The sequence below is a fragment of the Streptomyces sp. NPDC107581 genome (genome assembly GCF_055657175.1).
Genome location: NZ_JBVKBH010000007.1, coordinates 311,990 through 331,013, shown reverse-complemented (window position 1 = coordinate 331,013; position 19,024 = coordinate 311,990). Strand labels below are relative to the sequence as shown.

Below are 19,024 nucleotides of genomic sequence, written 5' to 3'. Positions count from 1 at the left end.
GTGATCGATATCAACGAGTCCGTGATGCAGGTTCTTCTGGCATTCATCGTCGTCGGCCCGCTCCTCGGCGCCGTCGCCGCCCTCCTCCCCGCCCCGCCCGGACTGAAGGGGAAGTCCCCCGAGCAGGCCGTGCTGCGGCACGGCGTGACCGTCACCGGCGCGATTCTCATCGCCGCGATCGTCCTGGCGCTCGGCTTCGACCACGACCATCCGTCGAAGATGCAGGCCACGACCGACATCAGCTGGATCCCCGCACTCGACGTGCGGATCCACCTCGGCATCGACGGCATCTCCCTCCCCCTTGTGGTCCTGACCGCGCTGCTGACCTTCCTCTGCGCGCTCTACTCGTACTTCAAGCCGCCGTCGGGCCCGTCCCCGAAGGCGTTCGTCGCGCTGCTGCTCCTGCTCGAGTCCGGCACCCTCGCGACCTTCGCCGTCCTCGACCTGCTGCTCTTCTTCCTCGCGTTCGAGACGGTGCTCATCCCGATGTACTTCCTCATCGCCCGCTGGGGCGGCGAGGGCCGGACCCGGGCCGCGTGGAAGTTCATCCTGTTCACGCTGCTCGGCTCCGTCGTCATGCTGCTCGGCCTGCTCCTGATCGGAATCAAGGCGGGCACATTCGACATGGTGGCACTCGCCACTGACAACGGCCGGTCACTGACCGCATCCGTGCAGGTCATCGCCGTTTTGGCGATCGGTGTCGGGCTCGCGGTCAAGACGCCGATGTGGCCGCTGCACAGCTGGCTGCCCGACGCCCACACCTCCGCCCCGACCGTCGGCTCGGTCCTGCTGGCCGGTGTCCTGCTGAAGATGGGTACGTACGGTTTCGTCCGCATCCTGCTGCCGGTGGCGCCGGACGGCTTCCACACCTTCGCGCCCTACCTCGCCGCGTTCGCCGTCGTCGGCATCATCTACGGATCACTGGCCTGCCTGGCCCTCGCCAAACAGGGCGCGAAGGGCGACCTGAAGCGTCTGATCGCCTACTCCTCCGTCGGCCACATGGGCTTCGTCCTGCTGGGCATCGCCACCATGACCCCGACCGGCGTGAACGGTGCCCTCTTCGCCAACATCGCCCACGGCCTCATCACCGGCCTCCTCTTCTTCCTGGTCGGCGCGCTGAAGGACCGCACCGGCAGCACCGACCTCGACACCCTCGCCGAAGAGTCGGGGGCCGCGCTCTACGGCAGGACCCCGCGCCTCGGCGGGCTGCTCGCCTTCGGCGCCGTCGCCTCGCTCGGCCTGCCCGGACTGGCCGGGTTCTGGGGCGAGATGCTGGCCCTGTTCGGCGCGTTCAAGCCCGCCGCCGACCTCAGCCGGCCCGCGTTCCTCACCTTCATGGCGATCGGAGCGTTCGGCACCCTGCTGACGGCCGCGTACATGCTGATCGTGGTCCGCCGGGTGTGCATGGGCCCCGCACCGCAGGACATGCCGAAACTCGCGGACGTCCACGGCTACGAGTTCGCAGCCTGGACCCCGCTCGTCGCCCTCACCGTCGTCGCCGGACTGTGGCCGAGGGCCCTGCTCGGCCTGACCGGCCCGGCCGTCCAGCAGCTCCTCGCAGGAGGCACCCGATGAGCGCCCTGGCCCAGTCCGCGGCCCAGTCGGCGGTCCAGTCCGTCGACTGGCTCGCCATCGCCCCGCCCACCATCGCCGCGGTGGTCGCGCTCGCCGTGCTCGTCGCCGACCTGTTCGTGCCCGAGGCGCGCAAGCCCCTTCTCGGCTGGGCCTCCGTGGCCGGCCTCGCCGCAGCCACGCTGATGCTGCTGCCCCTCCTGGACGGCGACCGCAGCACCTTCTGCCTGGCCGGCCACGCGCGCGTGTGCAGCTACACCGCCGACCGCTTCACCCTCGTCATCCAGTTCCTCGTCCTCGGCGGCGCCCTGCTGGCGGCCCTGCTGTCGGTCACGAACCTCAAGGACGAGCAGCGGCGCGTCCCGGCGGGGGAGTTCTGGTTCCTGCTGCTCTCCTCCGCGGCCGGCGCCGCCCTGCTGCCCGCCTCCCGCGACCTGGCCACCCTGATCGTCGCCCTGGAGGTCGCCTCCCTGCCGGCCTTCGCCCTCGTCGGCATCCGGCACGGCGACAAGAGGTCCTCCGAGGCGGCCCTGAAGTTCTTCCTGTCCTCGGTCACCGCCACCGCGGTGAGCCTGATGGGCATCAGCTTCGTCTACGCCTGCACCGGCACCCTCTACCTCACCCAGGTCGCCCAGCGCATCCAGCACGTCGACGGGCAGCTCCACACCCTCGCCCAGACCGGCGTCGTCCTGACCCTCGTCGGCTTCGCCTTCAAGACGGCCGCCGTACCGTTCCACTTCTGGGTGCCCGACACCTACGTGGGCGCGCCCCTGCCCGTCGCCGCCTACCTCTCGGTCGTCGGCAAGGCGGTCGGCTTCTCCGGCCTGATCCTGGTCACCGTCGTGGCCCTCCCGTCGTACGCCGACGTCTGGGGGCCCGCGCTCGCCGCCCTGGCCGCCCTCACCATGACCGTCGGCAACGCCGCCGCCCTGCGCCAGCAGGCCACGCGCGCGTACAGCGCCGTACGGCTGCTCGCCTGGTCCTCCGTCGGCCAGGCCGGCTACCTCCTCGTACCGATCGCCGCAGCCGGGTACGCCAAGGACGCCCAGAAGGCCATCGGCTCCACGGTCGCGTACGCCCTCATGTACGCCGCCGTGAACCTCGGCGCCTTCGCGGTGGCCGCCCTGGTGGGCCGTACGAAGTCCCTCAACCGGATCAGCGACTACCGGGGCCTGTACGCGTCCAACCCGGCCGCGGCGCTGCTCCTGGCCTTCTTCCTGCTGTGCCTCGCCGGCCTGCCGCCGGGCGTGATCGGCCTGTTCGCCAAGGTCACCGTGTTCTCGGCCGCCGTCGACGCGGGACTGGGCTGGCTCGCCGTGGTGATGGCCGTCAATGTGGTGATCGCCCTCTTCTACTACCTCCAGTGGACGGCCCTGCTGTTCCGCGCCCCCGAGGGTGTACCCGCGCGGCACCGGGTCCCGGCACCCGTGACCGCGGCGCTCGCCCTCACCGGAGTCCTCGGCGTGGCCCTCTCCGGCGCGCCCCAGCTGGTCCTGCGCTTCGCGGCCACCGGCCTGTTCTGAGCACCTCTCCGGAAGGCCGTAAGCCCACGTCACCCGTACGGTCGACGCCCGCGGTCGCCTGCACCAGGGAACTTGCGGCGGCCGCCTGGCGTTGACCAGAGCGGGAGGGTCCACTGGACCAAAGGGTTCCCCTGCTGCACGACTTGGAGGGCGTACCGTGCACCGCCGGCACAACGGGCTGAGGACCGCAGTACTCCTCGGGGGACTGTCCGCACTCATCATCGTCATCGGCAGTTTCTTCGGCCGCGTTGGACTGATCGTGGCGCTCGTGATCGCGCTGGGAACGAACGCCTGCGCGTACTGGAACAGCGACAAGCTGGCGCTGAAAGCGATGCGTGCCCGCCCGGTGAGCGAGTTCGAGGCCCCAGCGCTGTACCGAATGGTCCGCGAGCTGTCCACGCAGGCCCGCCAGCCCATGCCCCGCCTGTACATCTCCCCGACGGAGGCGCCCAACGCCTTCGCCACGGGCCGCAACCCGCGCAACGCCGCCGTGTGCTGCACGGACGGCATCCTGCGCCTGCTGGACGAGCGTGAGCTGCGCGGTGTCATCGGCCACGAGCTGAGCCATGTCTACAACCGCGACATCCTGATCTCCTCGGTGGCCGGCGCCCTCGCCTCGGTGATCATGTTTCTGGTCAACTTCGCCTGGCTGATCCCGATCGGCCGCTCGGACGACGACGAAGGCCCCGGCCTGCTCGGCATGCTGCTGATCATGATCCTCGGCCCGCTCGCCGCCGGCCTCATCCAGCTGGCCATCAGCCGCTCCAGGGAGTACGAGGCCGACGCCTCGGGCGCCCAGCTCACCGGCGATCCGCTGGCCCTCGCCAGTGCCCTGCGCAAGCTGGAGACCGGCACCAAGCAGCTCCCGCTGCCCCCCGAGCCCCGGATCGAGACCGCGAGCCACATGATGATCGCGAACCCCTTCCGCCCGGGTCAGGGATTGTCCAGGATGTTCTCCACGCACCCGCCCATGGCGGAACGCATCGCCCGGCTCGAGGAGATGGCAGGTCGTCACCGGTGAAGATCATCCAGGCGTGCCCTGCCAGTGCGTCCGCGTTGATGTACGAGCAGCCGCAGGACTACTGGCTCAGGTCCCTGGGCGCGTTGACCGAGCACCGGTAGTAGCGGGCGCCGTCCCGTTCGGCTTCACGGCTGATGCCTGCCGGCAGAGACCGATCACCCGACCGGTCAGCGGGGGAACGCTCGCCGACCGCCAGTGCGCCTCGCCGTCTCAGCGACCTTGCGATCCGTGATCGCATCCGGGATCTCAAGGCGGCCCATGTGGCCGGCGCGTACGGCGCGGAGAGCCGCACAGGTCGTCGAACAGGCACGGACTCGGTGAGTATGTGGCCCCGACAGCCGACGGCGTGAGCCCAGTCCCGGAGCCGGGGAGGGGCGTACTCCGGGAGGCCGCCAAGCCTCCGGCAAGCACGCATGAGAGTGCGGACGTGTTCGCCGACGGGGCCCTGTCGACCTCGGTCCAGGCGGAGAGCGGGTGGTCGGTGCCGACGCCTGTTCCCCCCGCGCCTCCGGTTACGTACTGGGCGACGTACGCGGCAACCGCGTCGTCATCGGGTCCTTCACCCGTGGTGCGCAGGGGCCGGACATCGACCTGGGCTCCCAAGGCAGGCGGAGCGGATTCGGCCTGTCGGCGGGCGGTGGCCCGCAGGCGCTGGTGCGGGCGCCAGCTGACGACCCGGTCGCGCTTGGGCGTGGTGCACCGGGCTCGCAACCCTGGCCTCAGGAAAGGGCCGCGAAGCAGGACATCGCGGGCCCCTCGCCACCCGGCCCCGAGATCCTTGTCGGTCTTCTGTGGCGGGATGAACACGACGAAGCCGCCCGCAGGTATCCCCCGTGGCGGGCGGCTCGTGCCAGGCGTTCAGAGATCGAAGTCGGCGACGGCGACGTATGGCGTCCTGGGCCGCTAGACGACACCGGCGAGACGCCGGCGGCGGGATTCGAACCCGCGTCACCCTCTTGACAGGAGAAGTAGCCGCAGCCTTCGCACCTGAACGGATCCCACCGTAGTGCGATCCCCTCTCGTCCGGCACCCGATTTATCGCCAGTGCCCTCCAGCAGCCGGATCCCAGCTCGCAACGTTCTCCCTGACCTCGTGTGCTTCAGCTTTTGGCGTCGCCACATTGGGCAAATGGAGGCATTGAAAGGCCCCCTCCATCCCTTGTTGGAGGGGCATCGTCGTGGGGGGCGTCGTCCCTCGTCAGCCAGGCCACGAGCTGCGGCCGACCAGACGGATCCGCTGATCGCAGGGAGCCGGAGCGAGGTCAGCGTCCGCCGAATGCCTCGTCCGTGGGGACAACCTCACGCCCCAGCGGCATGAGCGAAATGGGGATCATCTTCAGGTTCGCCCAGCCGAAGGGGATCCCGATGATCGACAGGAACAGGGGGATGCTCGTGATCAGGTGGGCCAGCGCCAGCCACCATCCCGCGAGGACCACCCAGATCACGTTGCCGACGCACGACGGCGCCCCGGCGTCCGGCCGCTCCACAGTGGTGCGGCCGAATGGCCACAGGACGAAGCCGGCGATGCGCAGCGACGCGATGCCGAACGGGATGGTGATGATCAGGACGAAGCAGATCAGCGCGGCGATCAGGTAGCCGATCGCCATCCAGAGGCCGCAGAAGACGAGCCACAGGATGTTGAGAAGCAGGTTGAACACCTTCATGATCGGTACCTTTCCCGGCCGCTCCGTCGGCATGCCTGCTGCCACAAGTATCAGCGGATCATGCGCTCAGGCGGAATCGGAGCGTCGTTGTGGCGTGATCAGGAAGGTCCGGTGACGATCCCGTTCGGAACAGCGGCCTTCCTTATCGGCGTCTGCGCCCTGTGGCCCATCGGGTACACCACGGTCGAGCGCCGGGAGGCGGGCGAGCCCTCCTGCGTCGGAAACGTGCTGTGGCTGGTGCCGGCCGGCTGGTGGCTGGCGCTCGCCCACATCACCACCGGCATCGTCCTGTGCCTGACGATCATCGGCATGCCGTTCGGCATCGCCAACTTCAAGCTGATCCCGGTCTCCCTGCCGCCGCTGCGCCGCGAGATCGTCCCCACGGACCAGCCGTTCGCGACCCGCTGACGGGACGTCGGCAGCGAGGGGCGCGTAGGCCGATCAGCCGGCGACGCGTGAGTCGGTCCGTCGGCGACGCGTAGGCCGGTCCGCCGGCGACGCGTGAGTCGGTCCGTCGACGACACGGAGGCCGGTCCGCGGGGGACGCGTAGGCCGGTCTGCCAGGACGCGCGAGTCGGTCCACCGGTGTCGCGCAGCCCGCCCCGCCAAAGGACGCGCAGGGCGGGCCTTTAGGGGCGCGTAGGTCCGGTCGGGCCGCGTCCCGCCCACCACCGTCGTACGCCGTAGGCCGCCACCCCCCACGGCCAGGACACCCGCACCCGCGGCGACCGAGGCCGCCGGGAGCGCGAACGCCAGCGTCGCGCAGCCCAGCAGTCCCACCGCCGGCACCACCCGTGCCGACAGGGCCGGGCGCAGTGTCCGCGCGTACCCGGCGACATGTACGTCCCACCCGACGCCGGACAGCGGGCGGCCAGGCGGGCCGATGAGATGGCGTTGCAGTACGCCACCACGGCCAGCCCGAGCCGCAGCCTGGGCCCGGCGGCGCGTGCGGCCGGGCCCGGAGCGGAGAAGACGCCGGCGCCGAGCATCGAGCCGAGGCCGACGACCACGGCGTCCCGTACGCCCAGGGTGCGGCGCGGGCGGTGCCGGATGCGGTCATGCGCCGGACCTTGCTGAGCGCCGCAACCGGGTGGTGGACCCGTGGCGTCCTCTTCATCGACAGAGCACGAACACACGCGCGACGTACAGCCGATCCTCACCGGATTCTCAAGGGCCGGACAGCGCGGGTACAGCGCGGGAGGGCAGGTTCACGACATGACGATCATCGGTTGGATCACCCTGGGGCTCCTGGCCGGAGCCATCGCCAAGGTCCTGCTGCCGGGCCGTGACCCGGGCGGCTTCATCGGCACGACCCTCATCGGCATCGCGGGCGCGTTCATAGGCGGCTGGATCTCGGCACGCTGGCTGGACCACCCGATCACGAAGAACTTCTACGACGGTGCGACCTGGGCCGCCGCCATCGGCGGCTCGCTCGCCCTGCTGGTCGTCTACCGCCTGCTGTTCGGCAACTCGCGCAACTGACGAGTCCCGCGCGGACGACCGAAGACCGAAGGGTGGGCACCGCCGGGTGCCCACCCTTGCCTGCTCGGCTCCTACCGACGTCCTGCCGACGACCTAGCGGTAGTTCACGAACTGCAGCGCGAAGTCGAAGTCCTTGCCCTTCAGGAGGGCGATCACGGCCTGCAGGTCGTCGCGGCTCTTGGAGGTGACCCGCAGTTCTTCACCCTGGACCTGGGCCTTCACGCCCTTGGGGCCCTCGTCGCGGATGATCTTCGCCACCTTCTTCGCGTTGTCCTGGGAGATGCCCTCCTGGATCGACGCGAAGATCTTGTACTCCTTGCCGGAGAGCTGGGGCTCGCCCGCTTCCAGCGCCTTCAGCGAGATGCCGCGCTTGATCAGCTTGGACTGGAAGACGTCGAGGACGGCGTTGACCCGGTCCTCGGAGTTCGCCTCCATGAGGATCTTGTCACCGGACCACGAGATCGAGGCACCCACGCCCTTGAAGTCGTAGCGCTGCGAGATCTCCTTGGCGGCCTGGTTGAGGGCGTTGTCGACCTCCTGCCGCTCGACCTTCGAGACGATGTCGAAACTGGAGTCGGCCATGTCCTGTGGCTCCTTGTATCGGGGTGCGGATCGGGTGCGTGGCGGCGGCCGCCGAGCCCAGCTTGCCGCCGGGCCGCATCCGCCCCAGCCTAGCCACCTCGCGACCCGAGGGGTGGAGATCAATCGGGTGGCGAAGCACCCCTCGGCATCGGGTATTGTTTACGTCGTTGCCAGGGAGCGCCGCCGCAAGCGGGCTCGACAGCAGCAAACCCCGGCGGTGTGCCCGAGCGGCCAAAGGGAGCAGACTGTAAATCTGCCGGCTCAGCCTTCCCAGGTTCGAATCCTGGCGCCGCCACACTGGGGAAAGCCCCCTCTGATCTGTTGTGAAACAGATCAGAGGGGGCTTCTTCGTGATCGGACGCAAACGTTCGTGAAATCGGAGAAGAGGACGACGAGGCCGTGGCCGGCGGCGCGGGCCACCTCCGCCGGGTTCATGCCGGAGCCGAGCCTCTTCCTGCTCAGGAGCAGAGATTCACGTGTCGGACGGCCAGGACGTGACCCGCCGCGTCGATGAGGCGGCTGCGGGTGAGGTGTCCGCCGGCCACCGCATTGGTGATCGCCGTGGCGATCGAGGAGGTTTGGGCGCTGACGTTGCCCTTCAGGTCGAACATGACCATGTCGGCGCCGGAGCGCAGGGCCTGGACGGCGGCGGAGGGCACGCTGAAGCCGGCGGCGGAGATCGCCTTGGCGCTGAGTGAGTCGGTGACCACCAGCCCCTTGAAGCCCAGCTTGCCGCGCAGCTCGGAGCTGATGACGGTGGGGGACAGGCTCGCCGGATTGGTGCCCAGGCCCGGAACGACGTTGTTGGAGACCATGATGGCCGGGGCGCCGGCCTTGATGGCCGCTGTGAACGGTGGGATGGCCACCTTTTGCAGGGTGGACCAGGGCAGCGTGCGGGCGGGGCCGAAGTCGGAGTTGTAGCTGGAACCGCCGAGGCCCGGGAAGTGCTTGACGACGGGTATCACACCTCCGGCGCGCAACCCGTTCATGTACGCGACACCGTCCTTGGAGACCACCGAGGTGCTGCCGCTGAAGGACCGCCATCCGTCGGGGTTGGTCTTGCTGGGGGCCACGTTCCTGCCGTCGACGTCGACCACCGGCGCGAGGTCCATGTTCACCTGGGCGGCCGCCATCTTGGCCGCGACCTCGGTGACGTTCTGCTGGATCTGTGCCGGGGTCCAGTGCGTCCCCATGTAGGCGGCCCAGGGCAGGGACCCGACGAGGTTCGCCATGCGCTGGATGCCACCGCCCTCCTCGTCGGTCATCACCAACAGGCCCAGACGGTCCGGTACATGTGTCTTCAGCGTGTTCAGCCTGGAGCCGAGGTCCGACGGCGCCTTGCTGCCGAACAGCAGCACACCGCCCGCACCGGCGCTCACCTCGGAGGTGACGTCGGACACCGAGGTCTCCGACACCGGGACAGCGACGGTCAGCATGGCCAGCCGGCGGGTCGACCACCCGGCCAGCTTCGTGCTGTTGGTGCACGCGGTGGCGGCGCTGGCGGCGGTGGAGAGGTCCGGGGCGAGGGACGGGTGGGGCGAGGAAGGCCCGGCGGACGAGGTGCGGGACACGCCGGGGCCACTGGAGTGCGGGGGCGCCTTGGGGGTGCTCGTGCCACAGCCCGCCAGGAGCATCGCCGCCATGGCGGCGGTGCCCAGAATTCGTGCGTTCCCGGCCCGGCCCGGGAGCGGCAGCGGTGCTGTCGTTCTTCTGCGGTCACAGTACGACGGGAAATTCATCGCACGGCCTCCTTCGGGGGGCTGAGGGCCGTATGAGCATGAGGTGGGCTTTACGGCGCCTGAGACGCGCACCAGCCGGCGTTCGTTCGCCGGTCCACCGTCGGACTGCCAGGATCTCGCGCCTCGGGGTCGAACGAAAGTCCAGCGGACGTGAGTGTGGCCGCTCAGGAATGGACTTCGATCACGCTTCCCCCTGGGCGCAGCGCCGGTCACGGTGGGGCGAGTGCGGGGCGGCGACGCCGCGGGGCCGGGAAACGGCAGGTCAGAGCAGAACCCCGGCGCGGCCTGTAAATCTGCCGGCTTCGCCTTCCCCGGTTCGAATCCTGGCGCCGCCCCACTGGGGAAGTGCGTGTCCCCCAGGTTGCGCGTCCCCCAGGTCTCCCCCGGAGGAGAGGTTGATCACTCCGGTGCTTTCCGCCTGGTACAGGCGACATCGTCCGGGGCCTGGTGCCTACCGTCCGGCGGTGAGGGACCATCGGACGCTGGACGGCGCGGTCACGCTGACTGTGCCGTGAGCGCGGCCGCCCTTCAGGTTCAGTTGGTTGTAGGTGCTGCGGACCTCTGTGTCCACGCAGGCGAGAGGGAACTTCAGGCCGACCGGTTGCACGAGGACGGTCAGTTCTCCCTTGCCCCGGCAGTTCACGAGAACGGAGAGCGGGCCGCTCTTCAGGCCGCCGCGCAGGTCCATCTCCTGGTTTCCGCTGGCGTCTGCCGCCTGGGCGACGACCTCCCCCTCCGGCAGGGCCGGGGCCTTGGTCACGGATTCCCCGGGAACGTGCTCGGGCCGGTCGGATGCCGACGCTCGCGCCGAAGGCGTTGGAGAAGCGGGGGCAGGGGTGTGGGGCGCTTTCGATGCGTCGTCAGAGCCGCTGCCGCAGCCGGCGGCGAGGGCGGCAAGAGCGGCCAGGGCCAGTGCCGTTGTCAGCGTGTTCAGCTTTCCCACAGGTACCACCCGAGTCGGAAGGGGGAGCAGCCGGCGACGGTGTGCTCCGGTGAGGTCGTGCAGCCGGCGTGGAGGTGGTGGCTCGTCACCGCGCGCTTGGATCGCCAGGCACCGTACCCGGCGTGCATGATCTTGTGCCGCAGCGTATCCGCGAATGGTGAGTCGCCGGATCCGGCCACGGATCGGCTGTGTCCCGCGCGGGGCACACTGACGGCATGTCCTCCCGTCGCAGAACCTGTCCCGTGTGCCGCCGCGAAATCGCCGTCGTCGCGGGGCGCTTCGCGCGGCACGACCCGCCCGGAGCCCGCGAGATCGGGGAACTCGTCTCCTGCGCAGGGTCTCGGCGACAGGCGCAACTCGGGGCGGTCCAGCCGTCGTTGGACGGGTACGCCGTGCCGGACTTCCCCGGGCAGCTGCCTCTCTTCTGACGGGTGAACGGACGGCGGCCGGGCTCAGTTCCCCGCGACCGACTTCACGGCGACCGACACCGGCGCCGAGCCGCTGATCAGCTCCAGCGTCAGGCCGGCCGTCGCCGAGGTGTCCACCAGCTCCGCCAGCACGGCCGCCACGTCGTCCCGGGGGATCGGGCCGCGCCCGGTGTGTGCCTCCAGGCGGACCAGGCCCGTGCCCGGCTCGTCCGTCAGGGCGCCGGGCCGCAGGATCGTCCAGTCGAGCGCCTCCTGGCGGGTGACGTGCGCGTCGGCCTCGCCCTTGGCGCGCAGATACGCGTCGAAGACGCCGTCGCCCTGGTGCGCGGGGTTCGCACCCATCGAGGAGACCACGACGAAACGGCGTACGCCCGCGCGGACGGCCGCGTCCGCGAACAGGACCGCCGTGGCCCTGTCCACCGTGTCCTTACGGGCCGTGCCGCTGCCCGGGCCCGCACCTGCCGCGAAGACTGCGGCGTCCGCGCCCTGCAGGTGTGCCGTGACGTCCTCCACCGAGGCGGACTCCAGGTCGAGCAGGATCGGTTCGGCGCCGGCCGCCCTCAGCTCGTCGCCCTGTTCGGCCCTGCGGATGATCCCCGCGACCTCGTCCCCGCGCGCGGAGAGCAGCCGCTCCAGCCGCAACGCGATCTGACCATGACCACCAGCGATGACAATGCGCATGATTCCGACCGTACGCCCGAAGAGCCGCATCCGCCGTACGACTTCAGGGCGGTTGGGGGAGCGAGGGAAGTGAGGGAGGGGGCGTGGGGCGGTGCGGGTGGAGTGGGATGACGTGGGGTGCCGGATGTGCGCTCCCGAGCGGTGTGTCCCGGCCGTACGCCCGGTTGAGAGTTCCGGTCACACGCCACCGACCCTGTCCCAGGGCCGTGCGCCACGACCGCGTCTCTCGGCCTGTACGCCCCGACCGCGTGCGCCCCGGCCGCGTCTCCCGGCCCGTGCGCCCCGACCGCGCTACCGGCCGCGTCTCACGACCATTGAGCCCCGGCCGCGCGCTCCAGGCCCCGTGGCCCGGTCCGTGTGCCGTCGTTACGACAGTTCTCCCCGCCCCTGCCGGGGCAGCCCCAGTTCCGCCGCTGCCGCTGAGTTGCAGTACTCGCGGACCGCGCTCGTCCGGGCCACCACGCGCCCCCGGTGCACCACGATGCGGCTGTAGGCCAGGGAGAGGACGCCGGCCAGGCGGTCGCCGCGTACGGCGAGGAGTTCGGCGGGGAAGCCGGCCTCCACGCGCACCTCGGGGAGGCCGAGGGCCGTGCGGGCCGAGGCGCTCACCGTGTCGTACGCGTCCTCGGGGCGCAGGCCGTGGGCGGAGGCCAGGAGATAGGCCGCCTCCAGGGGGTCACCGCGGCCGACGGGGTTCGAGACGTCCCGCAGGGCACCGCTGCCGGCCGCCACCCGCACCCCGGCCGCGCGCAGCAGCCGTACCGGGGCCGTACCGCGTCGTTCGGCGCTGCCGCAGCCGCCCTGGGGCAGGCACACCACCGTCACGCCGGCTGCCGCGAGCTGGTCCGCGAGCCGGGAGACGGCTTCGGCGGGCAGGCGCGCGAGGCCGGTGCACGGGCCGATGGCGACGCCGGGGCGCAGGCCGCCCGCCATGGCCGAGAGCCGGGAAAGCCGCGCCGGGTCGGCTGCGTCCGTGTGCAGGTCCACCGGGCAGCCGTGCTCGGAGGCCACCTCCAGGACGGCCTCCACGTAGCCCGTCGGATCCGGGTCCAGGTCCGGGCAGCCGCCCACCACGGAGGCGCCCATCTTCACCGCGTCCCGCAGTATGGCGAGCCCGTCGGCCCCTGCCGCCCCGGTCAGCAGCCGGGGCATGGCCACCGTGGTCAGTTCCGCGAGCCCCCGAAGGGAGCGGCGGGCGTGCAGCACGGCGCCGAGCGCGCCCAGGCCCTGGACGTCGCCCACGCGCACGTGCGCGCGTGCCGCCGTCGCACCGTGCCCGAGCTGGAGCAGGGCCGCCTCGGTGGCCCTGCGCTGGACGTCCTCGGGGGTGTACGAGACCGGCCCCGGGTACTCGGCGGACAGCGCGGTGTCGCCGTGGGCGTGCGGTTCGGCGGGAGCCGGCAGGAGGAGGTAGCCGCTGAGGTCCACGCGCGTGGCGCCCGCCCGGGCCGGACCCGGTGTCAGGCTGCCCGCCGTGCCGACCGCCTCGATGCGCCCGCCGCCCAGCCGTACGTCCACGGTCCGGCCGTCGGTGAGCCGCGCCCCGCACAGCAGCAGCGGGGCCGGGTCGGGCTGTCCGGTGGACCCCGACGGGTTCGACGACGAGGGGGGCGGCTGCGGCTGGCTGTCGGGCATCGGACTCCAGGGGTCGGGCCGGGGGCTCGGGGCAGGGCCGCGTGAGGGGCTCGAGGCGGCTACGGACTCAAGATCACGCAGAGTGGGTCGAGCCTAGGGTGGGGAGCCGTGCAGGACGCGGAGGAGCGCAATAGTCGTACCGGTGTGGTCCGCCCGCGGAGGACGCCTGCCCGCGTCGCCCACGCGCGCGTGGGCGCATCGCGCGGGGCCCGCGGGACTGCCGGGAGGGGCGGGAAGGAGCCTGCGACCGGTGCCCGGATACGGATTTGGGTGAACGGCGGCGGACCGTGTAATGTCTTCATCGCTCGCCCCAATAGCTCAGTCGGCAGAGCGTCTCCATGGTAAGGAGAAGGTCAACGGTTCGATTCCGTTTTGGGGCTCTGGTGTGAGAGGTCCCCGTCGCAAGGCGGGGCCGATCTCATCAAAGCGGTGTAGCTCAGTCGGTAGAGCAAGCGGCTCATAATCGCTGTGTCACCGGTTCAAGTCCGGTCACCGCTACTGACAGTAGCCGATTGCGGGGTCGGTCCTTCGATCGGCTACTCTTTCTTGCGTTGAATTAGTCCATCCGTTCGTCTTAGGAGCACTCACGTGGCTGCCACCGACGTCCGCCCGAAGATCACGCTGGCCTGCGTGGAGTGCAAGGAGCGGAACTACATCACCAAGAAGAACCGGCGTAACAACCCGGATCGTCTTGAGATGAAGAAGCACTGCCCGCGTTGCAACGCGCACACTGCGCACCGCGAAACGCGATAAAACAGGCTCGTACGTGAGGCCGTCCCCGCTTGTCGGGGGCGGCCTCACGTCGTTTCGTTCCACCCGCTGCTGAGAGCAGAAGCGCTGCTGAGAGCAGACACGTCGCCGAGACCAGCCGAGACCAGGAGGTGCCGGGCCATGGCGCTCGACCAGTCCTTCGTGGGGCGGACCTACCCGCCCACCGCGCCCTATGAGGTGGGCCGGGAGAAGATCCGTGAGTTCGCCGAGGCGGTCGGGGAGAGCAATCCCGTCTACACCGATCCGGAGGCCGCAAAGGCGTTCGGTCACCCCGACGTGATCGCCCCGCCGACCTTCGTGTTCTCCATCACCTTCCGGGACGCCGGACAGGTCGTCCGGGACCCGCAGCTCGGCCTCGACTACAACCGCGTGGTGCACGGCGACCAGAAGTTCGTCTACAGCCGCCCGGTGCGCGCGGGCGACCGGCTCACGGTGACGTCCACCATCGAGGCGGTCAAGTCGATGGCGGGCAACGACATCCTGGACATCCGCGGCGAGGTGCACGACGAGGCGGGCGAGCACGTCGTGACCGCCTGGACCAAGCTCGTGGCCCGCGCGGCCGAGGAGGCCTGAGGAAGCGATGACGGCGAAGATCGCGTACGACGACGTCGAGGTCGGCACCGAGCTGCCGGTCCAGACCTTCCCGGTGACCCGCGACACCCTGGTGCGGTACGCGGGCGCCTCCGGGGACTTCAACCCGATCCACTGGAACGAGAAGTTCGCCAAGGAGGTGGGCCTGCCGGACGTCATCGCGCACGGCATGTTCACCATGGCCGAGGCGATCCGCGTGGTCACCGACTGGACCGGCGACCCGGGTGCGATCGTCGAGTACGGCGTCCGCTTCACCAGGCCGGTCGTCGTCCCGAACGACGACGCGGGTGCGGAGATCGAGGTCAGCGGCAAGGTCGCGGCCAAGCTCGACGACAGCACGGTGCGCGTGGACCTGACCGCGAAGAGCGGCGGGCAGAAGGTGCTGGGCATGTCCCGCGCGGTCGTCCGACTGGCCTGAACGGGCATGAGCGGTAAGGGGCGTTCGGCCATGGCCGGGCGCCCCTTACGCGCAGGGCGGGCGTTCCGTCGCCGGCCGACCCTCCCTTGACTAAGTTAGTGATTGAGTACTAACTTACGTCTCATGGTCAGGATGAGCGCAGAAGAGCGGCGCGAGAGCGTCATCCGCGCGGCGACGAGCGAGTTCGCGCGGGGCGGCTACCACGGCACGTCCACCGAGGCGATCGCCAAGCGGGTCGGCGTCTCGCAGCCGTATCTCTTCCGGCTCTTCCCGGGCAAGAAGGCGATCTTCCTGGCCGCGGCCGAGCGCTGTGTGGAGGACACCATCCGCACCTTCGAGGAGGCCGCCGAGGGCCTCGAGGGCAAAGAGGCGCTGCAGGCCATGGGGGACGCGTACACCAAGGTCATTGCGGAGCAGCCCGAGCGGCTGATGATGCAGATGCAGATGTACGTCGCGGTGGCCGCCGCGGAGGAGGCCGGCGAGCGCGAGTTCGGAGAGATCGTCCGGGCCGGGTGGATGCGCCTGTGGGACACCGTGCGCGTGTCGCTGGGTGCCGACGTCGACGGGACGACGACCTTCATGGCGCAGGGGATGCTCATCAACTGCCTTCTGGCCATGGGATTCCCTCCGGAGCACCGGGTCTGGGAGGGGCTCCAGCCGTCGGCGCCGATCGACGACCGCGCGGAGGAGTGAGTACCGGGGGCGGGGTCCTGCTTCTTTCCGGCCTCCCCTTCAGGTGCGTTCTTGGTCCGCGTTCCCAACCTGCTTGCTGCTGTTGCGTTCCAGTTCCGCGTTCTTCATGGGCGCGAAAGTTAGTCATCAATTACTAACCATCGATCACGGTCATGCTCTGGGGGAGCGATGTCACAACAGACCGCACGTCGTGGGGGCGCCGTCTGGGCCCTCGTCATCACCAGCGTCGCCGGGTTCATGGCGGCTCTCGACAATCTCGTCGTCACCACCGCCCTGCCCTCCATCCGCAAGGACCTCGGCGGCGCGCTGGACGACCTGGAGTGGACGGTGAGCGCCTACACGCTCACCTTCGCCGTCCTGCTGATGTTCGGTGCCGCACTCGGCGACCGCTTCGGGCGCCGACGGCTCTTCCTCGCCGGGCTCACCGTCTTCACGGGCGCCTCCGCCGCCGCGGCCATGGCCCCCGGCATCGGCTCCCTCATCGCCGCCCGCGCGGTCCAGGGCGTCGGCGCGGCCGTGATGATGCCGCTGACGCTCACCCTGCTGACCGCGGCCGTGCCCGCCGCCAAGCGCGGTATGGCGTACGGCATCTGGGGCGCCGTCAATGGGCTCGCGGTCGCCTCCGGGCCGCTGATCGGGGGCAGCCTCACCGAACACGTCTCCTGGCACTGGATCTTCTGGCTGAACGTCCCGCTCGGCGTCGTGCTGCTGCCGCTGGCCCGGCTGCGCCTTGCCGAGTCCCACGGCGCCGGTGCCCGGCTCGACCTGACCGGCACCCTGCTGGTCAGCGGCGGCCTCTTCGGCATCGTCTACGGGCTGGTGCGCGGCCCGGTCGACGGCTGGACCGGCTCCGTCGTACTCACCGGCCTGTTCGCGGGCACCGCGCTGCTCGCCGGTTTCGTGTACCACGGCATCCGCGGGAAGCACCCCATGCTGCCCATGCGGCTGTTCCGCTCCCGCGCCTTCTCCGGGATCAACGCCGCGAGCATGCTGATGTTCCTCGGGATGTTCGGCTCCATCTTCCTGCTCAGCCAGTACATGCAGGGCGTGCTCGGCTACTCGCCCACCGAGGCGGGCCTCAGGATGCTGCCGTGGACCGGCATGCCCATGCTCGTCGCGCCGATCGCCGGCATCCTCTCCGACCGCATCGGCGGCCGCCCGGTCGTCGCCACCGGCCTGTTCCTGCAGGCCGCCGGCCTCGGCTACCTGGCCTCCGTGGTCACCGCGGACGTCTCCTACGCGGACCAGCTGCCCGGCCTGATCGTCAGCGGCATCGGTATGGCGCTGTTCTTCGCACCGGCCTCCAACCTGGTCATGTCCAGCGTCCTCCCCGCGGAGCAGGGCATCGCCTCCGGCGCCAACAACGCCCTGCGTGAGGTGGGCGGCGCGCTCGGCATCGCGGTCATGTCGTCGATCTTCTCCGCACAGGGCGGCTACGACAGCGCGCAGCACTTCGTGGACGGGCTGCGGCCCGCGCTGGTCGTCGGCTCCGGGGCGGTCGCCCTCGCCGGGATCGCGGCCCTGCTGACCCCGTCCCGGCGCCGGACGGTCCGGGCCGCGGGCGCGACCGGGCCCGCACCGGTCCTCGAGACCACGGCCTCCTGACCGCACGACGACCAAACGGACGGAGAACGGCCATGCCCACCCTGCCCTGGACCGTGCCGAACACCCCGCAGCCCGGCACCGAGGTCCACGTCTTCGCCTCCCGGTTCGAGACCCGCACCCTCTGGGGCGCCCTCCGGTTCCTGGTGCGCACGCCTGGCGTGTGGCGGCAGGTCAGCCACGCCCCGGGCGCCTACGGCGCGTCCCTGAGGGCACAGCCTCTCCGGCGGACCTTCTGGACCGTGTCGGCCTGGGAGACGCCGGAGGCGCTGCACGCCTTCGCCCGCTCCGGCACCCACGCGCCGGCCTCCCGAGGCCTTGCCCCGCAGATGCGGGACGCGCAGTTCACCACCTGGCGGACGTCGAGCGATGAACTGCCGGTGAGCTGGCCGGAGGTCCGTCGGCGCCTGACCTGAGCCGGCGCCCCCCGTACCCGTACCCGCACGCGCGCGTGGGCCTCTCGTGGCCCCCGCGCGCGTGCCGCTGTCCGACGCCCGGCGCCGCCCGGGCTGTCCGGGCCGTCGCGCAGAGCCCCGCGCGGGAGCACCACCCCGCGCGGAGTCGTGCTCCGTCCGTGCCGTCTCGCAGGGCTGTCGGCGGCGTCTCGTAGTCTTGAGCGCGTGCAGGAACTCCACGACGCCCCCCTCGCCCCGCTGACCACGTTCCGGCTGGGCGGCCCCGCCACCCGGCTGGTCACCGCGACCACCGACGCCGAGGTGATCGCCGCCGTCCGTGATGCCGACGACACGGGGACGCCGCTGCTGATCATCGGCGGCGGGTCGAACCTGGTCATCGGCGACAAGGGCTTCGACGGCACCGCCTTGCGCATCGCCACGCGAGGCGTCGAACTGCAGGGCACCACGCTGGAGCTGGCGGCCGGTGAGGTGTGGACGGACGCCGTGGCCCGCACCGTCGAGGCCGGACTCGCCGGGATCGAGTGCCTGGCCGGGATCCCCGGTTCCGCGGGCGCCACCCCGATCCAGAACGTGGGTGCCTACGGCCAGGAGGTCTCCTCGACGATCACCGAGGTGATCGCGTACGACCGCAGGGCCGGCCGGACCGTCACGCTGACGAACGAGGAGTGCGCCTTCTCGTACCGGCACAGCCGCTTCAAGGTCGACCCCGAGCGCTATGTCGTGCTGCGCGTCCGCTTCGGGCTGGAGGCCGCGGACGGGCTGTCGGCGCCGGTCAGGTATGCCGAGGCGGCCCGTGCGCTCGGTGTGGAGCCGGGCGGGAGGGCGCCGCTCGAGGCGGCCCGCGAGACCGTGCTCAAGCTGCGCGCCGGCAAGGGCATGGTCCTCGACCCCGAGGACCACGACACCTGGTCCGCCGGGTCCTTCTTCACCAACCCGATCCTCACCGGCGAGCAGTTCGCGGCTTTTCGCGCGCGCGTGGCGGAGCGGCTCGGCGACGGGGCCGAGCCGCCCGCGTACCCCGTGGGGGAGGGGCACACCAAGACGTCGGCCGCGTGGCTGATCGACAAGGCGGGCTTCACCAAGGGGTACGGCATCGGGCCCGCCCGTATCTCCACGAAGCACACCCTCGCGCTCACCAACCGGGGCGAAGCGACCACCGAGGACCTGCTGGCCCTGGCCCGCGAGGTGGTCGCCGGAGTCCGCGACGCCTTCGGGATCACGCTGGTCAACGAGCCGGTGACGGTCGGCGTGCGCCTGTAGCCGC

Annotated in this window: 19 protein-coding genes, 3 tRNA genes and 1 pseudogene; 16 read left to right on the top strand and 7 right to left on the bottom strand. The window is 70.8% G+C overall.

Annotation, left to right across the window (positions count from 1 at the left end; all coding sequences use genetic code 11):
• The 3 genes from ACZ7P3_RS20425 (at position 1) to htpX (ending at position 4,116) form a co-directional block, all read left to right on the top strand.
• A complete protein-coding gene (locus tag ACZ7P3_RS20425; RefSeq protein WP_472083528.1) occupies positions 1–1,575 on the top strand; it encodes a complex I subunit 4 family protein in 1,575 nt (524 codons plus the stop codon).
• A complete protein-coding gene (locus tag ACZ7P3_RS20420) occupies positions 1,572–3,095 on the top strand; it encodes an NADH-quinone oxidoreductase subunit N (protein WP_472083526.1) in 1,524 nt (507 codons plus the stop codon). The genes ACZ7P3_RS20425 and ACZ7P3_RS20420 overlap by 4 nt, the downstream gene beginning before the upstream one ends.
• A 157-nt stretch (positions 3,096–3,252) precedes the next feature.
• Entirely contained in the window at positions 3,253–4,116 is an 864-nt protein-coding gene (htpX, locus tag ACZ7P3_RS20415) for a zinc metalloprotease HtpX (protein ID WP_472083524.1), read from the top strand.
• 1,261 nt (positions 4,117–5,377) lie between these two features.
• On the opposite strand, the gene ACZ7P3_RS20410 is transcribed toward htpX, so the two are convergent.
• Complete coding sequence (locus ACZ7P3_RS20410; protein ID WP_472083522.1) at positions 5,378–5,779, bottom strand: YccF domain-containing protein; 402 nt, start codon at positions 5,777–5,779, stop codon at positions 5,378–5,380.
• A gap of 60 nt (positions 5,780–5,839) precedes the next feature.
• Between ACZ7P3_RS20410 and ACZ7P3_RS20405 the strand changes: the two genes are divergently transcribed.
• Complete coding sequence (locus ACZ7P3_RS20405) at positions 5,840–6,187, top strand: YccF domain-containing protein (RefSeq protein WP_472083520.1); 348 nt, start codon at positions 5,840–5,842, stop codon at positions 6,185–6,187.
• A 428-nt stretch (positions 6,188–6,615) separates the two neighbouring features.
• On the opposite strand, the pseudogene ACZ7P3_RS20400 reads toward ACZ7P3_RS20405, so the two are convergent.
• Positions 6,616–6,831 (bottom strand): annotated as a pseudogene (locus tag ACZ7P3_RS20400) (amino acid permease); the annotation flags it as partial.
• A 163-nt stretch (positions 6,832–6,994) separates the two neighbouring features.
• Between ACZ7P3_RS20400 and ACZ7P3_RS20395 the strand changes: the two are divergent.
• Positions 6,995–7,261: a GlsB/YeaQ/YmgE family stress response membrane protein gene (locus ACZ7P3_RS20395; protein ID WP_472083518.1), complete on the top strand. Its 267-nt coding sequence runs from the start codon at positions 6,995–6,997 to the stop codon at positions 7,259–7,261.
• A 93-nt stretch (positions 7,262–7,354) separates the two neighbouring features.
• On the opposite strand, the gene ACZ7P3_RS20390 is transcribed toward ACZ7P3_RS20395, so the two are convergent.
• On the bottom strand, positions 7,355–7,843 hold the full coding sequence (locus tag ACZ7P3_RS20390) for a YajQ family cyclic di-GMP-binding protein (RefSeq protein ID WP_472083516.1): 489 nt from the start codon (positions 7,841–7,843) through the stop codon (positions 7,355–7,357).
• A gap of 213 nt (positions 7,844–8,056) precedes the next feature.
• Here ACZ7P3_RS20390 and ACZ7P3_RS20385 point away from each other — a divergent pair.
• Positions 8,057–8,138: transfer RNA gene (locus ACZ7P3_RS20385), tRNA-Tyr, on the top strand.
• 163 nt (positions 8,139–8,301) lie between these two features.
• On the opposite strand, the gene ACZ7P3_RS20380 is transcribed toward ACZ7P3_RS20385, so the two are convergent.
• Both ACZ7P3_RS20380 and ACZ7P3_RS20375 read right to left on the bottom strand, forming a co-directional pair.
• Entirely contained in the window at positions 8,302–9,582 is a 1,281-nt protein-coding gene (locus tag ACZ7P3_RS20380) for a glycoside hydrolase family 3 N-terminal domain-containing protein (protein ID WP_472083514.1), read from the bottom strand.
• A gap of 451 nt (positions 9,583–10,033) precedes the next feature.
• The gene (locus tag ACZ7P3_RS20375) at positions 10,034–10,342 is read right to left on the bottom strand and encodes a hypothetical protein (RefSeq protein WP_472083512.1); all 309 of its coding nucleotides are present in this window, start codon (positions 10,340–10,342) and stop codon (positions 10,034–10,036) included.
• A gap of 398 nt (positions 10,343–10,740) precedes the next feature.
• On the opposite strand from ACZ7P3_RS20375, the gene ACZ7P3_RS20370 reads away from it, so the two are divergent.
• Positions 10,741–10,953, top strand: coding sequence for a hypothetical protein (locus tag ACZ7P3_RS20370; RefSeq protein ID WP_472083510.1), 213 nt, complete (start codon positions 10,741–10,743; stop codon positions 10,951–10,953).
• 24 nt (positions 10,954–10,977) lie between these two features.
• Here the strand turns inward: ACZ7P3_RS20370 and ACZ7P3_RS20365 are convergent, their stop codons facing one another.
• Both ACZ7P3_RS20365 and ACZ7P3_RS20360 read right to left on the bottom strand, forming a co-directional pair.
• Complete coding sequence (locus ACZ7P3_RS20365) at positions 10,978–11,634, bottom strand: SDR family oxidoreductase (protein WP_472083508.1); 657 nt, start codon at positions 11,632–11,634, stop codon at positions 10,978–10,980.
• A gap of 366 nt (positions 11,635–12,000) precedes the next feature.
• A complete protein-coding gene (locus ACZ7P3_RS20360; protein WP_472083506.1) occupies positions 12,001–13,269 on the bottom strand; it encodes an amidohydrolase family protein in 1,269 nt (422 codons plus the stop codon).
• 307 nt (positions 13,270–13,576) lie between these two features.
• Between ACZ7P3_RS20360 and ACZ7P3_RS20355 the strand changes: the two genes are divergently transcribed.
• The 9 genes from ACZ7P3_RS20355 to ACZ7P3_RS20315 all read left to right on the top strand — a co-directional run bounded on the left by ACZ7P3_RS20355 (position 13,577) and on the right by ACZ7P3_RS20315 (position 19,020).
• A tRNA-Thr gene (locus ACZ7P3_RS20355) sits at positions 13,577–13,649 on the top strand.
• Between the two features lie 45 nt (positions 13,650–13,694).
• Positions 13,695–13,767, top strand: a tRNA-Met gene (locus ACZ7P3_RS20350).
• A gap of 90 nt (positions 13,768–13,857) precedes the next feature.
• Positions 13,858–14,022 (top strand): 50S ribosomal protein L33, encoded by a 165-nt coding sequence (gene rpmG / locus ACZ7P3_RS20345; RefSeq protein WP_003948671.1) that lies wholly within the window; start codon positions 13,858–13,860, stop codon positions 14,020–14,022.
• Positions 14,023–14,160: 138 nt separating this feature from the next.
• Positions 14,161–14,613, top strand: a complete 453-nt coding sequence (locus tag ACZ7P3_RS20340) for an FAS1-like dehydratase domain-containing protein (RefSeq protein ID WP_472083504.1) — start codon at positions 14,161–14,163, stop codon at positions 14,611–14,613.
• Positions 14,614–14,620: 7 nt separating this feature from the next.
• Positions 14,621–15,049: a MaoC family dehydratase gene (locus tag ACZ7P3_RS20335; RefSeq protein WP_472083502.1), complete on the top strand. Its 429-nt coding sequence runs from the start codon at positions 14,621–14,623 to the stop codon at positions 15,047–15,049.
• A gap of 123 nt (positions 15,050–15,172) precedes the next feature.
• The gene (locus ACZ7P3_RS20330; protein WP_472083500.1) at positions 15,173–15,742 is read left to right on the top strand and encodes a TetR/AcrR family transcriptional regulator; all 570 of its coding nucleotides are present in this window, start codon (positions 15,173–15,175) and stop codon (positions 15,740–15,742) included.
• Positions 15,743–15,910: 168 nt separating this feature from the next.
• Positions 15,911–17,347 carry a DHA2 family efflux MFS transporter permease subunit gene (locus ACZ7P3_RS20325; protein WP_472083498.1) on the top strand — a complete coding sequence of 479 codons (1,437 nt, stop codon included), beginning with the start codon at positions 15,911–15,913 and terminating at the stop codon, positions 17,345–17,347.
• Positions 17,348–17,379: 32 nt separating this feature from the next.
• On the top strand, positions 17,380–17,760 hold the full coding sequence (locus ACZ7P3_RS20320; RefSeq protein WP_472083496.1) for a DUF3291 domain-containing protein: 381 nt from the start codon (positions 17,380–17,382) through the stop codon (positions 17,758–17,760).
• Positions 17,761–17,907: 147 nt separating this feature from the next.
• Positions 17,908–19,020, top strand: a complete 1,113-nt coding sequence (locus tag ACZ7P3_RS20315) for a UDP-N-acetylmuramate dehydrogenase (protein WP_472083494.1) — start codon at positions 17,908–17,910, stop codon at positions 19,018–19,020.
• The last annotated feature ends 4 nt before the right edge of the window (positions 19,021–19,024 follow it).